Genomic DNA, 22,733 nt, shown 5'->3' on the forward strand with positions numbered 1-22,733 from the left:
GCAAAGAAAGGAAGATTCGATGCAAATAGTTTTTTCCGATATAGACGGGACATTTCAGGAAATGGGTCAGCCTGTCCCTGAAATCAATAAAACAGCGATCAACTATCTGAAAGCACAAGGCGATCATTTTGTTTTTGTGACTGGTCGAGGGTATGATCTGGTAGAAGCACTGATGATAGAAGAAGGAATCTCCTGTGATGTCATCTTTGGCAATGGCGCCGGCTTGAAGTTGGAAGGTCAGGCGCCTGTTTTAGCCAATTGTTTGCCGCTAGCTACCTTAGAAGCGGTGACAGCTATTTTAGAGAAAGAAAATGTTTTTTATTTTCTGCACACCGATCAAGGAGTGATCTGCAAAGATCCTGCGGATTATCAAGAACAATTGACCGCATTGACCAATAAATTAGTTACAGATCTCGGTGAGAGAGGGGCGATGATTGCTGAATACAAGCAAGCCTATTTTGTGCATGACTGCATTCATGCACCGGATCTTTTAGCCTACATTCAGGAACGGCCGACGATCAATGTCCTAAAGATCGAACTGATGGAAGCATCGGATGAAAAGATCGAACAGTTGCGTCTATTGCTGCAGACTGAACCAGTCAGTGCGTTTCAGTCATTTGTTCAGACATTGGAAGTCGTTGATCCCTTAGCAACAAAAGGAGCCGCGATCACGAATTTTATGCAGGCTTTCCCTCATGCAAAGAGTTTTGGGATCGGGGATGGTGAGAATGACTTAGCCATGTTTGAAGTGGTAGATGTCTCTGTTGCAGTAGCCAATGCGAGTGAATCGATCCGTAACGTTTGCGATCGTATGATTCCTAGTGCAGCTGACGGCGGAGTCGGCCAATTTATCATGGATGAACTAATACGAGAGGATGTTGTATATGAAATTGATTGAAACACCAGTCAACCAAAATTTGAATTTGGAGACATTTTATCCGGTCATCTCAAAATTTATTTTTGATAAAGTCGCGATTAAATACTACAAACTTTATTCTCTTGATCGAACCCAGATCATGTATGTGGATACTTTTGACAAGATCACATTGGTTTTGATCAACAATAAAAAGAAGATCAGCCGCGGAGAAGTGGATACAGCGATTCATCGCTTACTAAAAGTTGACCGCAAGGATGTCACCGTAGATGTCAATATCCGTAAAAAGATGGAAGCAGCGGGAGTCAAGTTTGCGAAACCTCGCAAAGATATCATCCTAGTTCAATTAGCAGTTGATTAACCATTAGCAGCCTGTGTTATAAGTTGAAGCAAGACCCAATGATTCGAGTGAAACTGGTGGAATACCCCATCGTATCATGAAGTTTTTCGGTCTTTTTCTAACTTATGGCACAGACTTTTTTTGAGGAAAAAAACAAGAAATACTTTCTTTTTTTATTTTTTTGCTATAATAGGGAGAAGTAAGTATGAGGGAGCAAAACGATGCAAAAATTATTTAAAGATGATAGTTTCACTTTGCATACTGATCTCTATCAGATCAACATGATGCAAACCTATTGGGAATTAGGACGTGCGGATTTGAATGCAGTCTTCGAGTGCTATTTCCGTGACATGCCCTTTGAGAATGGCTATGCTATCTTTGCAGGGTTAGAACGCTTAGTCGATTATTTGAACAATTTGACCTTTTCAGATTCAGATATCGATTATTTAAGAGAAATCGGCGGATATCCGGAGGCTTTCTTGGATTATCTGAAAGAATTCAAATTTGCCTGCACGGTTCGTTCAGCTTTAGAAGGCGATCTCGTCTTCAACAATGAGCCGATCATTCAAGTTGAAGGACCTTTGGCACAAGCTCAATTGATCGAAACAGCCTTATTGAACATGGTTAATTTCCAAACATTGATTGCAACAAAAGCTGCTCGGATCAAGTCTGTGATCGGAGATGATCCCTTATTAGAATTTGGGTCTCGTCGTGCGCAAGAACTGGACGCAGCGATTTGGGGAACTCGTGCGGCTTATATCGGAGGTGCGGGTGCCACAAGTAATGTTCGAGCAGGCAAGATCTTTGGCATCCCTGCAAGCGGGACGCATGCTCATTCTCTTGTGCAATCCTATGGCAATGATTATGATGCCTTTATGGCGTATGCCAAGACGCACAAAGACTGTGTCTTTTTAGTCGATACGTATGATACATTGCGCTTAGGTGTACCAAATGCGATTCGTGTCGCAAAAGAACTAGGGGACCAAATCAACTTTTTAGGAGTACGGATCGATAGTGGAGACATGGCTTATATCTCCAAAAAAGTCCGAGAACAACTAGATGAAGCTGGCTTTACAGAAGCTAAGATCTACGCATCAAATGATTTGGATGAAAGCACGATTCTAAGTCTAAAAATGCAAAAAGCCAAAATCGATGTTTGGGGTGTCGGTACAAAGTTGATCACCGCCTATGATCAACCGGCATTGGGAGCCGTTTATAAACTGGTTTCGATCGAAAACGAACAAGGCGAAATGATCGATACGATCAAATTATCCGGTAATGCTGAAAAAGTTTCTACACCAGGCAAGAAACAAGTCTGGCGTATCACACGTAAAAAAGACGGCAAGTCTGAAGGGGATTATGTGACTCTTTGGGACGAAAACCCCCAGGAAGAAAAAGAGTTGTTCATGTTCCATCCGGTTCACACCTTTATCAATAAAACAGTGACAGATTTTGATGCTCGGCCTTTGCTGCAAGACATTTTTGTAGAAGGACAGCAAGTCTATCAATTGCCGGATCTTGAACACATCAAAGCCTATGCTACAAATTGTTTGGATTCATTATGGGATGAGTACAAACGAGATTTGAATCCGCAAAAATACCCAGTCGATCTCTCTCAAGAGTGCTGGAATCACAAGATGCGGACCATTGAAAAAGTGCGTACGCAAACCAAAACAGAAATTATTTAATTGGTCCTAGAAAGCTAGGACCAATCTTCAAAAAAATTAGGAGGCGTTTCTATGACATTGCAACAAGAAATCATTCGCGAGTTAGGCGTAGTTCCAACAATTGATGCGAAAGCAGAGATTCGTAATAGCATTGAATTTTTAAAAGCATATCTTCAAAAAAATCCCTTTTTGAAAACTCTTGTTTTAGGGATCAGCGGTGGACAAGATTCAACACTGGCTGGTCGATTGGCTCAGTTGACAATGGAAGAAATGCGCAGTGAGACGAATGATCCCAATTATCAGTTCATTGCGATCCGCTTACCTTATGGAGAACAGGCTGACGAAGAAGATGCCAAAAAAGCCATCGAATTTATCAAACCGGACATTACATTACGAGTGAATATCAAAGCAGCCGTCGATGCGCAAGTGGCAGCCGTCGAAGAAGCTGGCTTACCTGTTTCTGATTTTAATAAAGGCAACATCAAGGCACGTCAGCGGATGATTACTCAATATGCCGTTGCAGGCGAAAAAGCTGGCGCTGTTTTAGGAACAGATCACGCGGCCGAAAACATCACCGGTTTCTTTACAAAATTTGGTGATGGCGGAGCTGACCTCTTGCCGCTATTTCGTTTGAATAAACGTCAAGGACGTCAATTGTTGCAAGAATTAGGAGCGCCGGAAGCACTGTACAAAAAGGTTCCTACTGCTGATTTGGAAGATGGCAAACCAATGATCGCTGACGAAGTAGCACTTGGTGTGACTTATGATGAGATCGATGATTACTTGGAAGGAAAGACCGTTTCACCAAATGCGCAACAAACGATTGAAAATTGGTGGCACAAAACACAGCATAAACGGCATCTGCCAATATCAATCTTTGACGACTTCTGGAAATAAATCTTTTTTACTCTGTGATAGTTTTTGGTCCATCGCATCTAGGAGAAAATAAATATCCGAACGATTTATGAATGAATTTTTTCCGAGAGGCCTCGCTGTATCGCTCAACGAGGTCTTCTGGATTTCATAGATTGTTCGGGATTTTTTGTTTTTTTTTATCTTAGTCATAACTCTCTTCAAGGAAGAATGGCAAGAATAAAAAAACAAAACAAGCAAACGGCTCTTTACATTCTAAATCGCAAAGCATAAAATACAGGTTATGGTTAGAAAAGGAGGAATGTCCTTCGTGAAAAGAAAGATTCATCCCAAGTTGCAGATGGGGCTAAAACTAATCGGTAGTTTTATTTTGATTCTCTTTAGCAACCTTTATCTACAATGGTGTCAAAACAACCTTTCTGTTGAGCTAGCATTAAAATTTGCTTTTTCTTGGCACACAGAAAAGTTTTTCTTAGCTTGTCTGGTGCTGCTGCTTTTCTATGGGTTATTGACAAGTCTGGCTGGATCCCTTGGAGTCGGGGCGCTGTTTTATAGCATTGTGATCGGGATCTTGGGTTATGCAAATTACCTCAAGATGGCTTATCGGCAAGAACCAATCTATCCAGATGATTTGAAAATGATCACTCAGTTTGATTTGCTGCATACGATGATCGGAACAGGCCCCTTCGTCTTGGCGATGCTATGTGTGATACTCGCAGTGGGGGCAATTATCTGGAGTATTTATCGCAGCCGTAAATTGTCAAAAAAGAAACAGATCCTCAGAGGGCTGACAATGCTCGTTTGTACAGTTGGTTTAGTTTATGTTTCGCATTTTAATGACAGCAATAATTTGCTTAGAAAAGCGTATAACCGGACCGCATTATGGATCCCTTATTCACAAAAAATGAATTACTACAATACCGGTTTTATTGGTGGGTTTCTATTCAATCTGCGGGTCGATGCAATGGAACAACCAGCGGGTTATTCTGAAGCTGCGATAAAAGAAATTGCCAAAAAATATACCGCTGAAGCTGGCGAAACAAACAAAACGCGTGACCAAGAAGCGCCAAATATCGTTTATGTCATGAGCGAAAGCTTTTCTGATCCGAGCCATCTAAAAGGACTGACGATTACAGGGGATCCTTTGAAGGATTATTATGCGGTAGCCGATCAAACGATCAGTGGGAAAATGTTGTCGCAAAATTATGGTGGCGGGACTGCAAACATTGAATTTGAAGCATTGACCAGTTTTTCAATGGGGTTGTTGAATCCGCAAATGACCACGCCTTACACGATGCTGGTCCCTAAATTGACACAATTGCCTTCAGTGGTCTCATTCTTGCAAAAACAAGGATATGATGCGACTGCGATCCACCCCTATGATACATCGATGTACAAGCGGAAAGATGTCTATGATGTGATGGGTTTTCAAACCTTTTTGGATCAAGACACGATGACTTACACGGACAAGATCGAGAACAATCCTTATATCTCGGATGCTTCTGCTTATAAAGAAGTTCTGTCTCTTTTGTCAGATGAGAAAAAGCCGCAATTCGTTCACTTGGTGACGATGCAGACCCATATGCCTTATGAAGGAAAGTATCAGACATTAAATTATCAAGCCACAGGCGATGGAAATATAACTGCTCTTGAAAACTATCTGCAAGATATCTCTTACAGTAGTACCGCACTAAAAGACTTTATTGAACAATTGAAGCAGCTGAATCGAAGAACAGTAGTCGTTTTCTGGGGGGATCACCTGCCAGGCATCTACTCGGATGCGATTAAAGATCAAAATGATACTGCTGCGCTGCATGAAACGGAATTCTTGATGGTGGATTCTGATGGAACCTTTTCAACTGACACTGTTCCGGTAACGAGTCCCTTTTACTTTGCACCTAACGTGTTGAATGAAAGTCAGCAACCAATCAATGGATTTTATGCGTTGCTGCTAGCACTGCAAGAAAAATTGCCGGCTTTTGAACATGGGCAGTATTACCAAGGCGAACAGTGGCGAAGTGAGCTAAGCTTAGATGCGAAATCACGGCAGCTCTATGAAGACTATCAGCTGATTCAATATGACATTTTACAAGGAAAACAATATAGTTTACAGACAGATTTATTTGGCTAAGAAAAATTGTCTAACATAAAAAGGCTGTGACAAAAGAAGGATCAAGGAAGAAACACATTGCTCTTATTCAGAGTAGGCTGGTTTCTTCGCTAAATGTCTTTCTTTTGTCATAGCCTTTATTTATTGAGCAATCCTAGCGATGTGTTTTAAGCAGCATGTCTCTACTAAGGATCACAGATTTCTTGTAGGTCATTATAGATCTTGCCAAGTCCGTTGCTGATTGAAGTAAGCTGCTTCATTTTCAGCCTGTTCAACGATTGATTTCGGATAACCAAGCACTCGCAGTAGGGCAATCGCATTACGGCTTGTTGAAGGACCTTGTTTGACCTTATAGTCAAAAGAGATACCGTCATCGGCTGTGACTTGTTCAGAAAAATGGATATTGCTGCAGTCATTTTTCAATATTTCAGTCAGTTCAATATCATGAGTCGCAATAAAAGCCAAACTTGTATAACGGCTCAACCAATGAATGATACTAGCAGAAGCAGCGATCCGCTCAATCGTATTGGTTCCCTTCAGTATCTCATCGACAAAGCAATAGCAGCGTTCTTTTTGCTGAACTTGTTCCAACAATCGTTTGATCGACTTGATTTCTGCAACAAAATAGCTATCGCCCTCAAACAAATCGTCTTCGACCGCCATTGAGGTCAACACATGACCAGGTTCCATCGTAAAGGATTCAGCAACAGCTGTTTGGATAGTTTGCGCCAATAGACAATTGATAGCGATGCTTTTGACATAGGTCGATTTGCCAGAAGCGTTTGACCCGGTTACCAGTGTATTGGTTTGCCAGTCGACATCATTCATGACAGCTTCAGTCAGAAGGGGATGATAGGTCCCTTTTGCGCTGACCGTTCCTTTTTTGAATTCAGGGATACAAGTGATCGGCATATAGGTACGGAAATTAAGGATCGCGCAAGCAATTTCCAACTTGCCTAACAATTCCCATAATGCGATCGCTTGTTGATTGTATCGAGCCAATAAGGTAACGACGTAATGGTACGAGATAAAAGGCAGCATAAAGATGATATTGATGTATTCAAAAAGCATATCGCCTTCACTGCCATTTTTTGAACGAAAAGAAACGCCGAATCGGGGGATTTTTTTCAGAGGCAGCAGTTCTTTTTTGATTTGCTCTTGTAATGGTGTGGCAAGTTTGGCAATCTTGTTGCCGCAGGCCACTGTCTGAACTAGATAGCGCATACTGTTGAGTTCTGTTTCTAGTGTGGCTTTTTTGATCGAATAGTAAACCGTATTAAAGAGGACGCTTATCAAAATCACTGCAATTCCTGGCAAAAAGCCAAAAGCTATCAAAATCAGCCCAACAATCGGCAAACAGCCCAATAAAATAAAGACAGGCAAGTTGCCAATACTTTCTTTCTTCCCTGATGCCAGATAGTTTTTGGAAAAGTTATTATCCAGTTTCCCAAGTTGGGCAAAGGTATATTGGGTATCTTCGCGAATTTTTGGATTGGCTGCGAAAAAATCAATTAACGCGGTCAGCTGTCGATCCGGCTTAAATTGAAAGTTGCGCAACTGCTGATAGAGAGCTTCAGAACCTACACTGGAGTAAGTACTGTTGATCATTTCAAAAACCTCGAATAAGTCTAAGTCATACCAAGTAATGTCATCGATCTCACTATCATGGGGATAAAAATCTTTCTCTACCATCCAGGCCTTTTTGAGGCTTTCTTCTTTGTCAAAGCGAGGCTGACGGGGGAATTTTCCCCATTCTTGTTTGACGCGACGTCTTAATTTTATTCGGTTCCAAGTATCTAAGCCAATAATAAGTGCACTAACGAACAAGATAATCAAGATAACCATATATTTTGCGTCCATGTTTTTCTCCGTTTCTAGGAGCAAAAGCAGGATCTAGCTCCTGCTCCTTCTAGGTTAATTGATTTTACGCAAGACATCATAAATGCGTGCGATGTCCTGCGTTGTTCCTCGCAGTTCAAAATCAGCTAGAAATGGAATCTGGAACTGTTCAGCATATTGTTTGGCAGTCAGGCAGTATTGATAATTGAAATTTTTGTTGCCGCTGCCGATCACACCGCGACAATAGCGGGCATTATCCGCATAATCAATATACTCCCGCATGGTTTCTGTCAAAATTTCCTGATCCCCATTATCTACGCCGTTGCCGCCTTCAAGATAGGTCGGCACAAACACGACAAAAGGTTCGCTTTCTTCTTCGAAAATGGAATTGTCATCAATTTCTTTGACGGACCATTCTAGAGGATGCGCTGTTGGTTGCTGGGCGGCATAGTCCATTAGTCGTTTGACAAATGCCCGGGTATTTCCTGAGATTGAAATATAAAGTAGTTTCATGTCATCACCTTCCGTATCCAGTATAACAGAATCAAAATAAAATAGAGCAGGTCTTTTGTAGCCAAAGGAAGGAAAAATAGGTAAACTAAGTAGATAGAAAAGGAGTGAGCATATGTTTTCTGAGATGCATCATGTGGCCATTATTGCCAGTGATTACCAACGAGCAAAATCATTTTATGTCGACAAATTAGGATTTAAGGTGATCCGTGAGCACCATCGTCCCGAAAAAAACGATACCAAAATTGATTTGGCTTTTGGCTCATCTGAGATTGAGTTGTTTATCGTGGATCAACCACCTAAACGAGCAAGTTATCCGGAAGCAACCGGCTTACGACACTTGGCTTTTCGAGTAACAAACATTGAGAAAGTGGTAGCAGAACTTAAAACAAAAGGAATTACGTGTGAGCCGATTCGCTTTGACAGCTTTACGAATAAAAAAATGACATTCTTCCAAGACCCAGATGGGTTGCCACTGGAACTACACGAATAGTATCGAGGATTCATTCGAAGCGCAACGACACTTTTTTACTTCGGATGACAAAAAAATGCTGTTATTCTGAAGAAAACACAAGGAGGAGAAATCGTGATTCGATTTGCACAAAAAGAAGATCGTTTTGCTATGGCGAAACTTGTTTTAGTCATTTTAAAAGATATGGAATTACCGTTTGTGGCAGAAATAGGAGAAGAAAAAACGCTCGAGATCTTGGCTGAAGCGATGTTAGAGCCTGATTATCGTTATGGTTATACCAGAGGATTGGTCAATGAAATCGATGGACAAGTGGCTGGGGTTGCTTTTGGTTACCCAGATAAAGATGAACCTACCATTGATGAACCGTTAACGAAGATTCTGGAGTCCTACGGTTTGGATAAAGAAATGAAACTGTTCGTTGATCAAGAAACGTTGCAGAACGAATGGTACTTAGATACCATTTGTGTCGATGAAAAATTCCGTGGAAAAGGGGTTGGCTCAGCTTTATTGGCTGCACTGCCAAAAATTGCCCAACGAGATGGCTATACCACAATTGGTTTAAGTGTCGATAAAGCCAATCCACACGCCAAACGTCTCTATGAACGTCACGGTTTTCAAGTGGTTGCTGAACGAAAGATCAGTGGTCATCTATATGATCATATGCAAAAAGAAACCAGTTGAGTATCTCAGCTGGTTTCGTTCGTTAATCGTAACTCCAAATGTTGCTGGGTCTTGCGTTTGCGATTGTAGAGCCAATAATCCATAATCGCAGCAATACAAATGCAAACTGGCGCATCCTCATCGTTGACCACATCGATCACATAATAATCGCCAGTCAATAGTGTTGCTTTATCCATTTCCATGATCTTCTTGTTGAAATGATGGATCGCATACCGATGATTGTAGATATCCCCATGGACAGCCCAATGGAGCTGTTGGATATAATAAAAATCCCCAGGCCAGTTGAAAATTTTTTGTAACGTACCTACTTTTTCAAAGTCCTTGTAGATCTCAAATCGTGTGCCAAAGGTAAAACTAATTTGCTTAATACTGGCGACCAGTGTGCCGTCCAAACGATAGAGGGAAAGTGCATCGCCTTTAGTTCCCCAGCGCCCGACCATCAAGAATAACGATTTGCCCTTTTCGTCTTTAACGATCGTTCGCGTGATACTGCTGAGTTGTCTGTCTTGAATAAAAAATTCCGACATATCTACGCCTCCTCTTGTATCCCGAAAAGCTGCGTCAATTATAAATTCTCATCGATTGCCCGAATAATTGCTTTGCCGACTCCTGATTCAATGTTAGTATCCGTCAGATACTTCGCATATTCTTTGACTTCGATTTCCCCGTTACCCATAGCAAAGCTGACACCAGCAAGCTGTATCATGCTGACATCATTCAAGTTGTCACCAATCGTCATGACATCCGACAGTTGAATCGCTCGCTCTTTAGCAACGTGTGCCACCGCGATCCCTTTTTGGGCATTGCGATGATTGATTTCAATATTGTTTTGTCCGGAAGAAGTAACCACTAAGTCGCCATAACCATCGATTTCTTGTGTGATCGGTCCTAAAACACGCGCGCCATCTTGATGGAAGCAAATGATTTTTAAGATTTCCAGATCTTCAATCGCAAACAGTTCATTGAAGTCTTTGACATAATTGATGGGAAGAAAAGCTAGTCGTGCAGCAGTCATGGCAATGGCCATTTTGTGGGTCAGATGGGGCATTGCTTCTGCTGTATGGATCGCAAAATTCTCGATTCGGCGCGTCTGGCTTTCTGAATAAATGCCATTGCTCGTGGAAATCTCAAAATAAATGTCTTTTTCTCTTAATAAGTCCATCAATGAACGGGTTTTTTCTTTAGAAATAGGAACGGTGAATAAAGAAGTTCCTGATTTGTCAAACACTTGTGCACCATTAAGTGTGATCATAGCACAATCAATACCGGCTTCTTGCAAAGGCGGCAGAGCTTCTTTCCGGTTGCGCCCAGTGGCCACCATGAATTCGACTCCTTGGGATTGGGCATATTTGATCGCTTGGATATTTTCTTCTGAAATCTGCATGTTGGCGTTTAGTAAAGTACCATCCATATCAGAAGCGATTAATTTTATCATTGTCAGCGTCCTTTCTTATGGTTTCTATAGAATAGTGTACCACAAATCAGCAATTATTTTTGAGAATGTCTCCTTGTTTCTTAGGCAGATCTTTTGTTATCCTTAACTAAAAGCAAAGGAGCGAGACGATGAGAAAGATTTTAGAAAATGATTGGCAAGAAGTTTTGCAAGCTTCCTTCGATCAAACTTATTACCAACAGTTACGGGAATTTTTGAAAGTAGAATATGCAACACAGAAGATCCACCCGGCAATGGACCATATTTATGAAGCACTGAAGCTGACTCCGTATCATGAAGTGAAAGTAGTGATCTTAGGACAAGATCCATATCATGGTCCGCATCAAGCCCATGGGTTATCTTTTTCAGTCCAACCCGGAGTACGGATTCCGCCTTCTTTACGCAATATCTATAAGGAATTGCAAAGTGATCTAGGCATCGCGCCAGTCTCTCACGGTTATTTGGTTCCTTGGGCGCAACAAGGAATTTTACTACTAAATACGGTGTTGACAGTTCGTGAAGGACAGGCTTATTCGCATCGAGGCAAAGGATGGGAACGATTGACAGATACTATCATCGAAAAGCTGAATCAACGGGATAAACCAGTGATCTTTGTATTATGGGGAAAACCAGCCCAGCAAAAGAAAGCGTTGATCGATACGAAAAAGCATATCATCATAGAATCTCCCCATCCAAGTCCGTTATCTGCCAGTCGTGGTTTCTTTGGATCGAAACCATTTTCAAAAATCAATCAAGCATTGATCGCATTGGATGAAACACCAATTGACTGGCAATTACCAGAAAAAATAGTACAGGTGTGAAACTGTAGTAGTGCAGAAGAGACGGACTGTGAATTGTGTAACAAAAATTATCTTTTTCGATTAGTACAGCATTTTTATCTGTTCTTTTTTTTGCAACTATTGTACAATGTAAGGGTATAAAAAAACTGGAGGTCTTTACCCGTGGAACTATTCGAAAGTTTAAAATTTAAAATCGTGCGTCGTCATATCAAAATCGTTTTCCCAGAAGCAACAGATCCTCGTATCCTTGGTGCAGCAAGCCGTCTACGTTCAGAAGAATTGGTAGAACCAGTTTTGATTGGTAACCCTGCTGAGATTGAGAAAGCAGCGGAAGCTCGAGGAATCAACATCGCTAATTTTGAGATCCTAGATCCTGAAAACTATGACCGGTGGGATGAAATGGTCGAAGCTTTTGTTGAGCGCCGAAACGGCAAAGCAACAAAAGAGCAAGCCGAAGAAATCTTAAAAGATGTTAATTATTTTGGTACGATGTTAACTTACATGGGGATCACTGAAGGAATGGTTTCAGGTGCGATCCATTCAACGGGCGATACGGTTAGACCTGCATTGCAGATCATTAAAACAAAACCAGGCGTGAGCCGCACAAGTGGTGCCTTTTTGATGGTTCGTGGTCGTGATCAAGAAAAATACCTATTTTCTGACTGTGCCATCAATGTGAACCCTTCTGCCCAAGAATTAGCAGAGATCGCTGTTGATTCAGCAAAAACAGCGGAATTATTTGATATCGATCCAAAAGTTGCCATGCTTAGCTTCTCGACAAAAGGTTCAGCTAAAGCACCAGAAGTCGATAAAGTGGTTGAAGCAACAAAAATTGCCCAAGAATTGGCGCCTGAGTACGAAATCGATGGTGAATTGCAATTCGATGCTGCTTACATTTCAGCTGTCGCTCAATTAAAAGCACCAGAATCAGAAGTAGCTGGTAAAGCAACGGTCTTTGTCTTCCCAGATTTACAATCTGGAAACATTGGCTACAAAATCGCACAACGCTTCGGTAACTTCGAAGCAATTGGACCAATCCTGCAAGGATTGAACAAACCAATCTCAGACCTTTCTCGCGGATCAAACGAAGAAGACGTCTACAAACTATCCATCATCACAGCAGCACAAACATTGATGGATAAATAAGATAACTAATCAAACAACCAAGCCGTTCCTTTTGTCAAGGAACGGCTTTTTGCTGCGAATCACAACGATTGGCTTGCATAGCAAGACAGAGTTGATGATGAGCAGTACTAGGCGACTAAAGGGAGCGTAGTAACCTTCAGCCTGAATCACTGCGATTGGCTTGCGAAGCAGAGAGCAGATGATGAGCAGCGGGGAGCAAAGAAAGCGTAGTAACCTCAGTATGAATCACAACGATTGCCCTTAGAGTGGCATGGAAGTCTAGTTAGCGCAACAAGCTTAGAAACAATTGCAGGCAAAGCAAGATGAGGGGCGTCGCTTCCAAAAATACTGCCCACAGCAGGATAAAAATGGCTTTTCTTTCAAACTCCTTGCGACGGTACGCTCTTTACTTTTGATTCTAAAACAAGCTATACTAACTACTAACAGCAAGTGAAAAGATAAAGGACGGATCAAACATGATAACGATCGCTGATTTAGATGCAACAGAAAAATTTGCCGAAGTGATTGGCAGAGTGGCCCTGCCTGGAGACAATTTGGTGTTAACTGGGGAACTGGGAGCCGGTAAAACGACGTTGACCAAAGGGATCGCTCGAGGTCTGGGGATCAGTCAACTGATCAAAAGCCCAACCTATACGATTATTCGTGAATATACTGAAGGTCGGTTGCCACTCTATCATATGGATATTTACCGGGTAGAATTTGGCGCATCAGACTTGGGATTAGATGATTATTTTGAAGGTGATGGTCTTTCTGTGATCGAGTGGGGAAATCTTCTGGAAGAGTCTTTACCGGAAGATTATTTGGAACTGATTTTGGAAAAAGATAATACAGAAGAGCAAAAACGTTTTGTGAAATTGCTTACATTTGGTCCGAAAGCTGAGGCTTTCCAACAGCGTATTTTGGCGCAATGGGAGGCAGATAATGAGTGACATTCATTTGACACTGCGTGAGGCTCGGGGCGAAGATGCGGCAGAACTCTTGGCAGTCAGTCAAAAGATTGGTCAAGAAACTGACTTTTTGGTCATGGATGAAACAGGCCTCGCCCTGCCTGAAGCAATGTTGGCACAGCAACTAGAAAGCTTGTATGAACAAGACAATCACCTCCTATTGTTAGCTCTTGATGGAGAACGAATTATTGGTATGGCTTCTATCAAAGGTTATTCGGAATGGCGCATGGCCCATGTAGGAGAAATAGGTCTATCGATTTTAAAAGACTATTGGGGAATGGGACTAGGGTCACTTCTTTTAGAAGAATTGCTTGAATGGGTCAGTGAAGTAGGGTTGTTGACACGCTTGGAGTTGACGGTCCAAGCGCGCAATGAACGAGCTATCCATTTATATCAAAAGTACGGATTTGAAATTGAAGGTTGTATGAAACAAGCCGCCCAAACAAAAGATGGGCAACGAATTGATGTTCTAATGATGGCAAAACTAGTTGATGAGGAGTGAGAAGGATGATCCTGCTTGTTGAACCGGCCCTAGCAGACAAAGAACAGTTAACAGCTTATCGCGCATCATTTTTAGAAGACAATGAAACTATCCACGGAGGTTCTGGGCTAGAAACAGCGGAGACAATCGAAAAATGGCTTGAACTGCAAGAAGCCTACAAATCACCGGCAACTGTTCCTGCTAGTCATGTCATTAGTCGGGTTTATCTTGCAAAACAAGCAGATACAGTCATCGGAATCTTGAATCTGCGGCTAGAGCTCAACGACTATTTGCTGCAGCAAGGCGGTCATATCGGTTATTCTGTGAAAAAAACGTATCGCCAAAAAGGATATGGGACAGCAATGCTTGCTCAATCCTTGTCGATTGCCAAAAGCTTCGGAATAGAAAAAGTACTGGTGACATGCGATGCTCACAATCAAGCATCTGCTAAGGTCATTGAAAAAAATGGTGGTCAATTAGAAGATATATGGATCGATCCGGTAAATGGGAATAGTACTCGTCGTTATTGGCTTTCAACAAATAACTGAAAGACAAAAGAGTAAGAAAGTAAGAAGAAAAGTAAAAAACTGATACTCATTTTACGAGTACCAGTTTTTTTAATGGGTCGATCCCGAAATCGTTTTCTTGACGTAATAAGATCTGAGCACAGGCACGACTATCTTCAAGGGCGTCGTGGTGATTCAGCAAAGGAATCTGCAGCTGTTGGCAGACAGTATTCAGCTTGTGATTCTCGAATTCAGGATAGAGTTTGCGGCTTGTACGTACTGTACAGAGTGAAAGATAATTTGGCTGTTCTATCCCATAGTAATCAAGACATCCAGCTAAAACGCCAGTATCGAAACCAGCATTGTGGGCAACGATCAGACTGTTGAGATTATAATATTGCTGGATTTGTTTCCAAATGTCAGGAAATTTAGGAGCATTGACGACGTCTTCCGGATGAATGCCATGGATTTGGATATTTTTCCAAAAGAAATCTGTCTCCGGCTGGATCAACGTGTAGTATTCTCCAACAATTTTACTGTCCCGAACCATGACTAATGCCAATGAACAAGCACTGTGCTTTTGATAATTGGCTGTTTCAAAGTCCATTGCGATAAAATTCATTGCCTTCACCTCAAAGCTATTCTAGCACAAATCTTTGAAATGAAAAGATACAAGATTTTTTTGGCAGGATGGCCGATAGGACACAGCGAAAGAATATGGTAAGCAATTAGTTTAACTGCAATTCGACGGGGCAATGATCACTGCCTAAGATTTCTGTATGGATTTTTGCATCAACCAGGCGGTCATTTAAATCGTCTGAAACAACGAAGTAATCGATGCGCCATCCAGCATTATTTTTGCGCGCATTAAACCGGTAACTCCACCAAGAATAAATCCCTTCAGCATCGGGATAAAAGTAGCGGAAAGTATCCGTAAAGCCTGCTGAAAGTAAGGTTGAAAATTTTTCCCGTTCTTCAGGAGTGAAGCCGGCGTTTTTTTGGTTGGTTTTCCAGTTTTTAAGATCAATGTTTTGATGAGCGACGTTCAAGTCACCGCATAGGATAACTGGTTTTTGCTGTTTCAGATCGGTCAGATAGGCACGAAAAGCATCTTCCCATGTCATGCGATAATCGAGACGACGCAATTCATTTTGGGCGTTTGGTGTATAGCAAGTGACTAAAAAGAATTCGGGGTATTCCAGGGTGATCACCCGGCCTTCGGCATCATGTTCCTCGATGCCAATCCCATAATGGGCAGCAAGTGCCGGTTCTTTAGCAAAGATCGCTGTACCAGAGTATCCTTTCTTTTCTGCATAATTCCAGTATTGCGTGTATCCTGGCAGATCCAACTCGATCTGCCCTGCTTGCAGCTTCGTTTCTTGCAAACAAAAGAAGTCTGCATCGAAGGTCTCAAAGGCTTCTAAAAAGTTCTTTTTGACGATTGCTCGTAAGCCATTCACGTTCCAAGAAATAAATTTCATATTTGTCCTCCTCGGTTCAACTATATTTTCCATTCTACCGAAAAAAAGTGTAAGATTAAAGCAAGACGTAACGTTTAGGAGGAATCAGTCATGAAGATCGGTGTTATCGGGTTAGGAAATATTGCACAAAAAGCATACTTGCCAAGTTATATTGCATTGCAGGATCAAGCGGATTTTTATTTTGCCACCCGGCGTGAATCCGTTCAGAAAGAATTGCAGCAACGTTATCGGTTGGCGCATATGTACACCAATTTAGACGAGCTGATCGATCAGGGAATCGAGGCTTGTTTCATTCATACAGCTACTGGCAGCCACTATGAGTTGATCAAAAAATGTCTGACAGAAGGAATCCATGTCTTTGTCGATAAACCGGTCAGCGAGAATTTTGCTGAAGTAGAAGAATTGTTTGCTCTAGCTAAAGCAAAACAAAAGTTGTTGATGGTCGGCTTCAATCGCCGCTTTGCCCCGATGGTCGATCAATTAAAACAAATTCCGGATAAGCGGATGATTTATCTGTCAAAACACCGGCAAGCTGCTAGTCATGATACCAAGTATGTGATCTATGATCTCTTCTTACATTTGGTGGATACTGGTGTCTATTTATTGGATGAACCGATCATCGCGCATACTAGTCAGATCAAAGAATCAGCGGATGGATTGGAGACGGCCACACTGATCTTGGAAACAGCACATACAACGGCGATTTTGACGATGGATCTCAAGAGTGGTGCCAATACGGAAGATTACCGGATCACCGCCAAAAGCGGAACCTATGATGTGAGGAATTTGACTGCTCTTACGGAGTATGTGGAGGGGAAAACGGTGGAACATGAGTTTGGCGATTGGGAAACAACGTTGAACAAACGAGGGTTCTATCCATTAGTTTCGGCATTTATTGCAGCAGTCGCCGATCCAACAGCTAGCGATCTGCGCCAAGCGCAAGTGATAGACAGTCACCAGCTTTGCCAAGAAATGATCGCTGCCAATCATCGGGCAAAAAGTGATTCTTTAGAGAAGTAGCAACTTTTCAATGAACATGCTAAAATAAGGAAGATGTTTAATGTGAAAGGACTCTTTCTTGTGAATAAAGAATTAATGATCAAGCAATTTCCAGAAATTGCGTTACTAAAAGATGAAGCTTTATTGAATTATACGTATACGAAAACAGGAGGGCCTGCAGATATCCTGGCTTTTCCCAAATCAGCAAAAGAAGTAGAACAAATTGTCGCCTATTGTCGAGAAACTGATACTCCTTGGTTGGTCTTAGGCAATGCTAGCAACTTGATCGTTCGTGATGGTGGGATTCGCGGTGTTGTGATCATGCTATCAGAAATGAATCAGATAACGGTAGAAGATACCACTTTGATCGTCGAAGCAGGCGCGAAGCTGATCGATACAACGTATGTGGCACTCCATGAATCGTTGACAGGATTTGAGTTTGCTTGCGGGATTCCAGGAAGCGTCGGGGGAGCGGTATTTATGAATGCCGGTGCTTATGATGGTGAGATTCAAGATATTTTTGCGTCCTGTGATGTCTTGCTCGCAGATGGACGCGTCGTGACTATGATGAAAGAAGAGATGGCGTTTTCTTATCGCCACAGTACGCTTCAAGACCAACATGCGATCATTCTGTCGGCTCGTTTTGATTTGGCGCAAGGGGATCAAGATCAAATCAAGAAACGAATGGATGAGTTGACGGAACTCCGTCAGCTGAAACAACCATTAGAATATCCTTCTTGCGGCAGTGTCTTCAAGCGGCCTGTTGGTCATTTCACTGGCAAGTTGATTCAAGACGCCGGTTTACAAGGATTGAAATGGGGCGGCGCGCAAATTTCTGAAAAGCATGCTGGCTTCATCGTCAATGTCGATCATGCTACAGCGACGGACTATGTGGAACTGATCGCTCATATCCAACAAGTGATCAAGGAGCGATTTGATGTCCAGTTAGAGACAGAAGTGCGTATTATCGGAGAAGAAGCAAAATAATTCAACATGTTCGTAATTGTGACAACGTCTGATGACAAATCGATATCTGAAGAATGAATGTATAGCAAGGCTTCGTAAGGCATCGTTGCGATGTATCGAGAACCTATAGCATTACTTGAATCTTTCAGAACGGTTGTTTATTTGGACAGTTGTCACATTTTTTATTAAAAAAGGCAATGGGAAGGCTGTACTATTTGTCTACCCATTCCGTCTTGGCTACAATAAAGAAAAGGGGAAAATGGAGGGATAGTATGAAAAAGTGGTTGGGTATTGGCTTGTTGGTTGGGCTATTCTTTTTAACCGGTTGTACGAAATTACCGCAGGATCAGTTTGCTGATGGGTTAACAGTACAAAAAGATATGAATGCTGGTGACTTTAGCGTGACGATCGATACATTTGAATTTGCTGGCGAGGACAGCCAAAATTCACAAGAAAGCATGATCGCAGGGATGATTTTCTCCCAGTTGGCGGGAACCAAGATCACAGGAAATTTTGTTGAAGATCCAAAAAGTAAAAATATTCGTTTGGATGCCTCACTGTCTTCTGGAGAAATCGATGTTCCACTGAATCTTTTGATCGATGGCAAGAGCCATGACACCTACCTTTCAGCAGAAATCGTTGAGGCAATGAGCAATCTGTTTGCATTTGATACATTCGGTACATCGGATACGTTTGCATCGGATACATTTGATAGTAGCGAAACGCCAGATACGACGGGGAAAGATAAATATATTCGTCTGTCACCAGATGAGATGTCAGATCTTGACACGGACCAGCTATTGAACAATAGCTTATTTTCTTCTGAGACATTGGCAGAGTATGTCAAAACGTTGGATCGTGAATCTTTTAAAAGAGATGGTGACACCATCACGCATACATTCACAAAACAAGAGCTGTTGGACTTTGTTGACTATGCCAAAAAACAAAAGGCAGACACTAGTGAGATTACGCAGTGGGAAGATCTGCTGAAAGACAGTGAGCGTATTGATTTGACTGTATCTGTCAATGCAAAGAAACAAAACCAAAAAGTTGTGATGAACATGACCCAATCTGGCGAGCTGCCTTTGGCTATTGGGATCACGTTTACTATCAGCGGCAAACAAAGTGATGAAAAAGTCCAGTTACCTGCTTCAGAAAATGTCGTTGATCAGCAAGAGTTTTTTGATTCCTACCAAGAAGACTCTTTTTGGGATGACAGTTATTACGGCGATGATCCCCTCTCTGATGAAGATTGGACAAATTATACGCTAACAGACGAGGAGTTTGACCAATTATTAGAGATGGTTGCCACTGATCTACAGGGCATGACGGATGAAGAAATCGTTGATTTTTTGTTGATTTATGAAGACTTACTGACCGAAGAACAGTACCAGCGTTTGGCTGAGGCATTGCAAGTAAGCCAAAATTTATGAGCAGCATAAAGGAACACTAAAAAAAGAGCCATTGAAGCAAGCTTATCAAGCTGCTTCAATGGCTCTTTTTATTTGAAGTTCTTTCAAATGAATCAAAAACGTGGCTTTTTCGTCAATCTCAGTAATACAGAAGCAACAGCCATGGTCGCAATTCCTGCAACGATCGCCTCTGGGATACCTTGTGTCAAAATAACGCCAAGGATGGCGGTATAGACGGCAGTTCCGGCATTACCGATCGCAGCGGCATATTCTTGTTGGAATAAAAAGTAGATGAGGTTCATCACGAGAATCGTATTCGTCAATCCTCCAGCGATTCCAGCAATCAGCAACGAAGTGCTTTGCCGCTTGTTTTGCCACATTTTCTGGCAGGCTTTAAAGACAAAATAAGGGACGATTCCGATCAGAATGCGAGGAATCAGAGCAACCAAGATCGCTTTCCAACTTCCATGATCCATGCCATAGACTGGGACAAATGGCGAGAACACAAAAGAAAGCGGCGAGATGATCCACGTTGAACGGACCATACTAATGATGCCAAAAGCCCCTCCCAGAAAGCCGCCGATCCGTGGTCCTAAAATGATGGAAGCAATGATCACGGGAATGTGCATCGTAGTAGCATTGATCGGACCTAAAGGAATGAACCCTAGAAAAGGAACGGATGCTAAAAGAATCAAGATCCCCAGGAAAAATGCAGTTAAAACTAAATCAAAAGTGGCTATTTTTTTCATGTTAGACTCCTCGTACTTCCAATGCTGCAACAGCTTGTTCAACGATCGCTTCCACGGTCGCCAGCGCGCCGCGGCCGAAATCCCCGCAAGCCAACAAGGCTTCGCGAGGAGCGATCTCTTGATAACCGACCTCTTTCAAAATGGCTAGATTTCGTTGCACGATTGGATTTTGATACATATTGGTATTCATCGCTGGTGCAATCAGTTTTGGTACCTCCGCAGTCAATGCCAAAGCGACCGTTGAGATCAGATCATCTGCTAAACCATGAGCCAATTTACCAATCAAGTTGGCACTGGCTGGCGCGATCAAGAAAAGGTCCGCTTGCTTCGCTAATTCGATATGGTTGATCCGGTCAGGTTGGCGTTCTTGCATCACATCCACATGGATTGGTCGCTTAGATAATGACTGGAGAGTCAATGGTGTGATGAATTGCGTACTATTAGCAGTCATCATCACGTCGACTGCATACCCTCGTTTTGTCAACTCATTCGCGATATCCGCTGCTTTATAAGCGGAGATACTTCCGCTAATACCTAATAATACATGTTTTTGTTTCATTCTAATTCCTCCTTATCCAAGGGGCTCTTCATTTTTCAATAATGTATCTACGATCAATGCGGCAATTTCTAGCTTAGTATGGCCGGTACCGATTTTTTTATCGGCAGTTAGTAAGTGACCAATATGCTGATCTTCTTTGATCGTAGTCAAGTCATTGGCCAAGACATAATCTGCTTGATTTTTAGCTAGACTATCACGGGCTACTTGAAAAAGTGTTTCTTCCGAAACATCGACTAATAATTTGAAACCCACCAACTTTGTCTGAGGTTGTTTTGCTTTGATTCGCTGGATCACTTTAGGTGTTTTCTTTAAGACCATCACTAGATGATCAGTATTCGAAGAGAGTTTGCCTGACTGTTCCATTGACTGTGCTACTAATGTCTCTAACAACTCAGGAGATACTTGGTTGTCAAATTGTGGAAGCAGCTGATTGATCGCTGTCAAGAATGCTTCTTGTGACCAACTGTTATCAGGTGTGAAATCACTGACCGCCATGCTGTGGATCACTGCAAAGTAAGTATGTGCCGATAATAAGGACTCAAGACAATTCAGTAATCCAAGAGTGCCTTCGATAGAGTGGACCGTCAATCGTGAATCGTTAGCTGGCTGTTTTGCTTGACGAGTTGTGACATAATCAATTTCAATCCCTTTTTCTAATAACGCTTCAGCGATGGCTTTGCCTAATGAACCTGTTGAATGATTCGTGATCGACCGTACTGAATCAATTTTTTCGGAAGTTCCGCCGGCAGTGATCAATATTCTCATGTTTCTGATGCCACCTTGACGATTGTCCGACCTTGATGGGTACCGGCTAATAAGGATGCGAGTGTTTCCGGCAATGTTTCAAAGGTAATCTCATGACTATGCAGCTGATCTGCGACATACCAGCCTGTTGCTAGACGTTGCCAAAGTTCGTTACGAGTGGCAGTGTCAACATTGACCGAGTCAATACCGATCACGCGGATGCCGCGAAGAATAAAGGGTAAAACCGTCGTTTCGATGTTGATCCCCCCAGCATTTCCGCATAAAAAGGCACCGCCGCCGTAACGGATTTGCGGCAATAATGCGGAAAGAAGGGAACCACCGACGGTATCAATAACTGCCGCTACTGTCTGCTTCGCCAGCGGTTTGATTTTTTCTGGTTGCCAATCAGCTGGATCAGTGATTTTGGTTGCTCCTAGTGCCAATAACCAGTCTGCCTCTTTTTTACGAGAAAGTGCGACGATGTTTGTATAGCCTAACTTATGCAACAATGCGATGCTGATACTTCCGACACCTCCGGAAGCTCCGGTAATGACGATCGGCGCTTCTTTTTCAAGGGCAAGTTTTTCAAGTTCGGTGACAGCCAGTGCCGCAGTAAAGCCAGCAGTACCATAACGCATACTATCTTTAGCCGATAAGGTTTCTGGTCGTTTGATCAGCCAATCAGCCGGTACCCGTTGGTATTGGCTGAAGCCACCGGGATGAGAAACACCTAGGCCGTAACCTGTCAGCAGTACTTGGTCGCCGGTTGAAAAATCCGGACTTTGACTTTCAATGACTTCACCAGCCAAGTCGATGCCTGGTGTCATCGGATAGGTACGGATAACGCCGCCATTTTCTTTAGCTGCTAAAGCATCTTTATAATTGACATCGGAATAAGCGACTTTGACAAGAACGTCTCCCTCAGGTAAATCTGTCAGTTTGCAGGTCTTTAAAGTGGCAGTAAATGTTGGTTCATTTGTTACGATATAAGACGAAAATTCTATCATTCAAGGCAACTCCTTTAATGGTTTGAACTCATGATACCATAATCTGGTTGATTTTTAATCATTGTTGCGAAACAGATGATTATTCATGAGCCAATTTCTTCGTTAGAATGAGAGAAGGGCATTGAGAGCTACTGAATG

Annotated in this window: 25 protein-coding genes; 15 read left to right on the forward strand and 10 right to left on the reverse strand. The window is 42.2% G+C overall.

Features of this window, described 5'->3' with window-relative positions; genetic code table 11:
* The first annotated feature begins 19 nt into the window (after positions 1 to 19).
* The 5 genes from EGX73_RS08700 (at position 20) to EGX73_RS08720 (ending at position 5,885) form a co-directional block, all read left to right on the forward strand.
* Positions 20 to 898 carry an HAD-IIB family hydrolase gene (locus EGX73_RS08700; RefSeq protein WP_029487224.1) on the forward strand — a complete coding sequence of 293 codons (879 nt, stop codon included), beginning with the start codon at positions 20 to 22 and terminating at the stop codon, positions 896 to 898.
* On the forward strand, positions 885 to 1,235 hold the full coding sequence (locus tag EGX73_RS08705) for a DUF1827 family protein (RefSeq protein ID WP_005471710.1): 351 nt from the start codon (positions 885 to 887) through the stop codon (positions 1,233 to 1,235). The genes EGX73_RS08700 and EGX73_RS08705 overlap by 14 nt, the downstream gene beginning before the upstream one ends.
* Positions 1,236 to 1,435: 200 nt before the next feature.
* Positions 1,436 to 2,902, forward strand: coding sequence for a nicotinate phosphoribosyltransferase (locus tag EGX73_RS08710; RefSeq protein WP_003127448.1), 1,467 nt, complete (start codon positions 1,436 to 1,438; stop codon positions 2,900 to 2,902).
* A 51-nt stretch (positions 2,903 to 2,953) separates the two neighbouring features.
* A complete protein-coding gene (gene nadE, locus EGX73_RS08715; RefSeq protein ID WP_003127449.1) occupies positions 2,954 to 3,778 on the forward strand; it encodes an ammonia-dependent NAD(+) synthetase in 825 nt (274 codons plus the stop codon).
* A 316-nt stretch (positions 3,779 to 4,094) separates the two neighbouring features.
* The gene (locus EGX73_RS08720; protein ID WP_231477828.1) at positions 4,095 to 5,885 is read left to right on the forward strand and encodes an LTA synthase family protein; all 1,791 of its coding nucleotides are present in this window, start codon (positions 4,095 to 4,097) and stop codon (positions 5,883 to 5,885) included.
* 192 nt (positions 5,886 to 6,077) lie between these two features.
* On the opposite strand, the gene EGX73_RS08725 is transcribed toward EGX73_RS08720, so the two are convergent.
* On the reverse strand, positions 6,078 to 7,724 hold the full coding sequence (locus EGX73_RS08725) for a DNA mismatch repair protein MutS (RefSeq protein ID WP_005471715.1): 1,647 nt from the start codon (positions 7,722 to 7,724) through the stop codon (positions 6,078 to 6,080).
* A gap of 54 nt (positions 7,725 to 7,778) precedes the next feature.
* Entirely contained in the window at positions 7,779 to 8,216 is a 438-nt protein-coding gene (gene nrdI, locus EGX73_RS08730; RefSeq protein ID WP_005471716.1) for a class Ib ribonucleoside-diphosphate reductase assembly flavoprotein NrdI, read from the reverse strand.
* A 112-nt stretch (positions 8,217 to 8,328) separates the two neighbouring features.
* On the opposite strand from nrdI, the gene EGX73_RS08735 reads away from it, so the two are divergent.
* A complete protein-coding gene (locus tag EGX73_RS08735) occupies positions 8,329 to 8,706 on the forward strand; it encodes a VOC family protein (RefSeq protein WP_003127453.1) in 378 nt (125 codons plus the stop codon).
* A 93-nt stretch (positions 8,707 to 8,799) separates the two neighbouring features.
* Positions 8,800 to 9,366: an N-acetyltransferase gene (locus EGX73_RS08740; protein ID WP_005471718.1), complete on the forward strand. Its 567-nt coding sequence runs from the start codon at positions 8,800 to 8,802 to the stop codon at positions 9,364 to 9,366.
* Between the two features lie 5 nt (positions 9,367 to 9,371).
* Here the strand turns inward: EGX73_RS08740 and EGX73_RS08745 are convergent, their stop codons facing one another.
* Together EGX73_RS08745 and EGX73_RS08750 are read right to left on the reverse strand one after the other, a co-directional pair.
* Positions 9,372 to 9,893 carry an LURP-one-related/scramblase family protein gene (locus EGX73_RS08745; RefSeq protein ID WP_003127456.1) on the reverse strand — a complete coding sequence of 174 codons (522 nt, stop codon included), beginning with the start codon at positions 9,891 to 9,893 and terminating at the stop codon, positions 9,372 to 9,374.
* Between the two features lie 38 nt (positions 9,894 to 9,931).
* Complete coding sequence (locus EGX73_RS08750; protein WP_005471720.1) at positions 9,932 to 10,801, reverse strand: Cof-type HAD-IIB family hydrolase; 870 nt, start codon at positions 10,799 to 10,801, stop codon at positions 9,932 to 9,934.
* A 128-nt stretch (positions 10,802 to 10,929) separates the two neighbouring features.
* Here EGX73_RS08750 and EGX73_RS08755 point away from each other — a divergent pair, with 128 nt between their 5' ends.
* The 5 genes from EGX73_RS08755 (at position 10,930) to EGX73_RS08775 (ending at position 14,720) form a co-directional block, all read left to right on the forward strand.
* Complete coding sequence (locus EGX73_RS08755) at positions 10,930 to 11,619, forward strand: uracil-DNA glycosylase (RefSeq protein WP_003127458.1); 690 nt, start codon at positions 10,930 to 10,932, stop codon at positions 11,617 to 11,619.
* 141 nt (positions 11,620 to 11,760) lie between these two features.
* Positions 11,761 to 12,744 (forward strand): phosphate acetyltransferase, encoded by a 984-nt coding sequence (gene pta / locus EGX73_RS08760; RefSeq protein WP_003127459.1) that lies wholly within the window; start codon positions 11,761 to 11,763, stop codon positions 12,742 to 12,744.
* A 455-nt stretch (positions 12,745 to 13,199) separates the two neighbouring features.
* Positions 13,200 to 13,673: a tRNA (adenosine(37)-N6)-threonylcarbamoyltransferase complex ATPase subunit type 1 TsaE gene (gene tsaE, locus EGX73_RS08765; RefSeq protein WP_003127460.1), complete on the forward strand. Its 474-nt coding sequence runs from the start codon at positions 13,200 to 13,202 to the stop codon at positions 13,671 to 13,673.
* Entirely contained in the window at positions 13,666 to 14,193 is a 528-nt protein-coding gene (locus tag EGX73_RS08770) for a GNAT family N-acetyltransferase (protein ID WP_003127461.1), read from the forward strand. The genes tsaE and EGX73_RS08770 overlap by 8 nt, the downstream gene beginning before the upstream one ends.
* Before the next feature lie 5 nt (positions 14,194 to 14,198).
* A complete protein-coding gene (locus EGX73_RS08775; RefSeq protein ID WP_005471730.1) occupies positions 14,199 to 14,720 on the forward strand; it encodes a GNAT family N-acetyltransferase in 522 nt (173 codons plus the stop codon).
* Positions 14,721 to 14,766: 46 nt separating this feature from the next.
* Here EGX73_RS08775 and EGX73_RS08780 read toward each other — a convergent pair whose 3' ends face one another.
* The gene (locus EGX73_RS08780) at positions 14,767 to 15,300 is read right to left on the reverse strand and encodes a 3'-5' exonuclease (RefSeq protein WP_005471732.1); all 534 of its coding nucleotides are present in this window, start codon (positions 15,298 to 15,300) and stop codon (positions 14,767 to 14,769) included.
* A gap of 106 nt (positions 15,301 to 15,406) precedes the next feature.
* On the reverse strand, positions 15,407 to 16,159 hold the full coding sequence (locus tag EGX73_RS08785; RefSeq protein ID WP_005471734.1) for an exodeoxyribonuclease III: 753 nt from the start codon (positions 16,157 to 16,159) through the stop codon (positions 15,407 to 15,409).
* Between the two features lie 90 nt (positions 16,160 to 16,249).
* On the opposite strand from EGX73_RS08785, the gene EGX73_RS08790 reads away from it, so the two are divergent.
* The 3 genes from EGX73_RS08790 (at position 16,250) to EGX73_RS08800 (ending at position 19,557) form a co-directional block, all read left to right on the forward strand.
* A complete protein-coding gene (locus EGX73_RS08790) occupies positions 16,250 to 17,179 on the forward strand; it encodes a Gfo/Idh/MocA family protein (protein WP_123866885.1) in 930 nt (309 codons plus the stop codon).
* A gap of 60 nt (positions 17,180 to 17,239) precedes the next feature.
* Entirely contained in the window at positions 17,240 to 18,145 is a 906-nt protein-coding gene (murB, locus tag EGX73_RS08795; protein WP_003127468.1) for a UDP-N-acetylmuramate dehydrogenase, read from the forward strand.
* 251 nt (positions 18,146 to 18,396) lie between these two features.
* A complete protein-coding gene (locus EGX73_RS08800) occupies positions 18,397 to 19,557 on the forward strand; it encodes a hypothetical protein (RefSeq protein ID WP_021149308.1) in 1,161 nt (386 codons plus the stop codon).
* A gap of 92 nt (positions 19,558 to 19,649) precedes the next feature.
* On the opposite strand, the gene EGX73_RS08805 is transcribed toward EGX73_RS08800, so the two are convergent.
* From EGX73_RS08805 to EGX73_RS08820, 4 genes are read right to left on the reverse strand one after another with little or no spacing between them, the layout of a single operon-like run.
* Positions 19,650 to 20,285 (reverse strand): ECF transporter S component, encoded by a 636-nt coding sequence (locus tag EGX73_RS08805; protein ID WP_003127470.1) that lies wholly within the window; start codon positions 20,283 to 20,285, stop codon positions 19,650 to 19,652.
* A 1-nt stretch (position 20,286) separates the two neighbouring features.
* Positions 20,287 to 20,844, reverse strand: coding sequence for a phosphopantothenoylcysteine decarboxylase (gene coaC, locus EGX73_RS08810; protein ID WP_003127471.1), 558 nt, complete (start codon positions 20,842 to 20,844; stop codon positions 20,287 to 20,289).
* Between the two features lie 12 nt (positions 20,845 to 20,856).
* A complete protein-coding gene (locus EGX73_RS08815; protein ID WP_029487215.1) occupies positions 20,857 to 21,609 on the reverse strand; it encodes a phosphopantothenate--cysteine ligase in 753 nt (250 codons plus the stop codon).
* Complete coding sequence (locus EGX73_RS08820; RefSeq protein WP_005471747.1) at positions 21,606 to 22,595, reverse strand: acryloyl-CoA reductase; 990 nt, start codon at positions 22,593 to 22,595, stop codon at positions 21,606 to 21,608. Before EGX73_RS08820 ends, EGX73_RS08815 begins: the two co-directional genes overlap by 4 nt.
* Positions 22,596 to 22,733 lie beyond the last annotated feature (138 nt).

Source organism: Enterococcus sp. FDAARGOS_553 (assembly GCF_003812305.1).
In the GTDB taxonomy this organism is placed as follows: domain Bacteria; phylum Bacillota; class Bacilli; order Lactobacillales; family Enterococcaceae; genus Enterococcus_D; species Enterococcus_D gallinarum.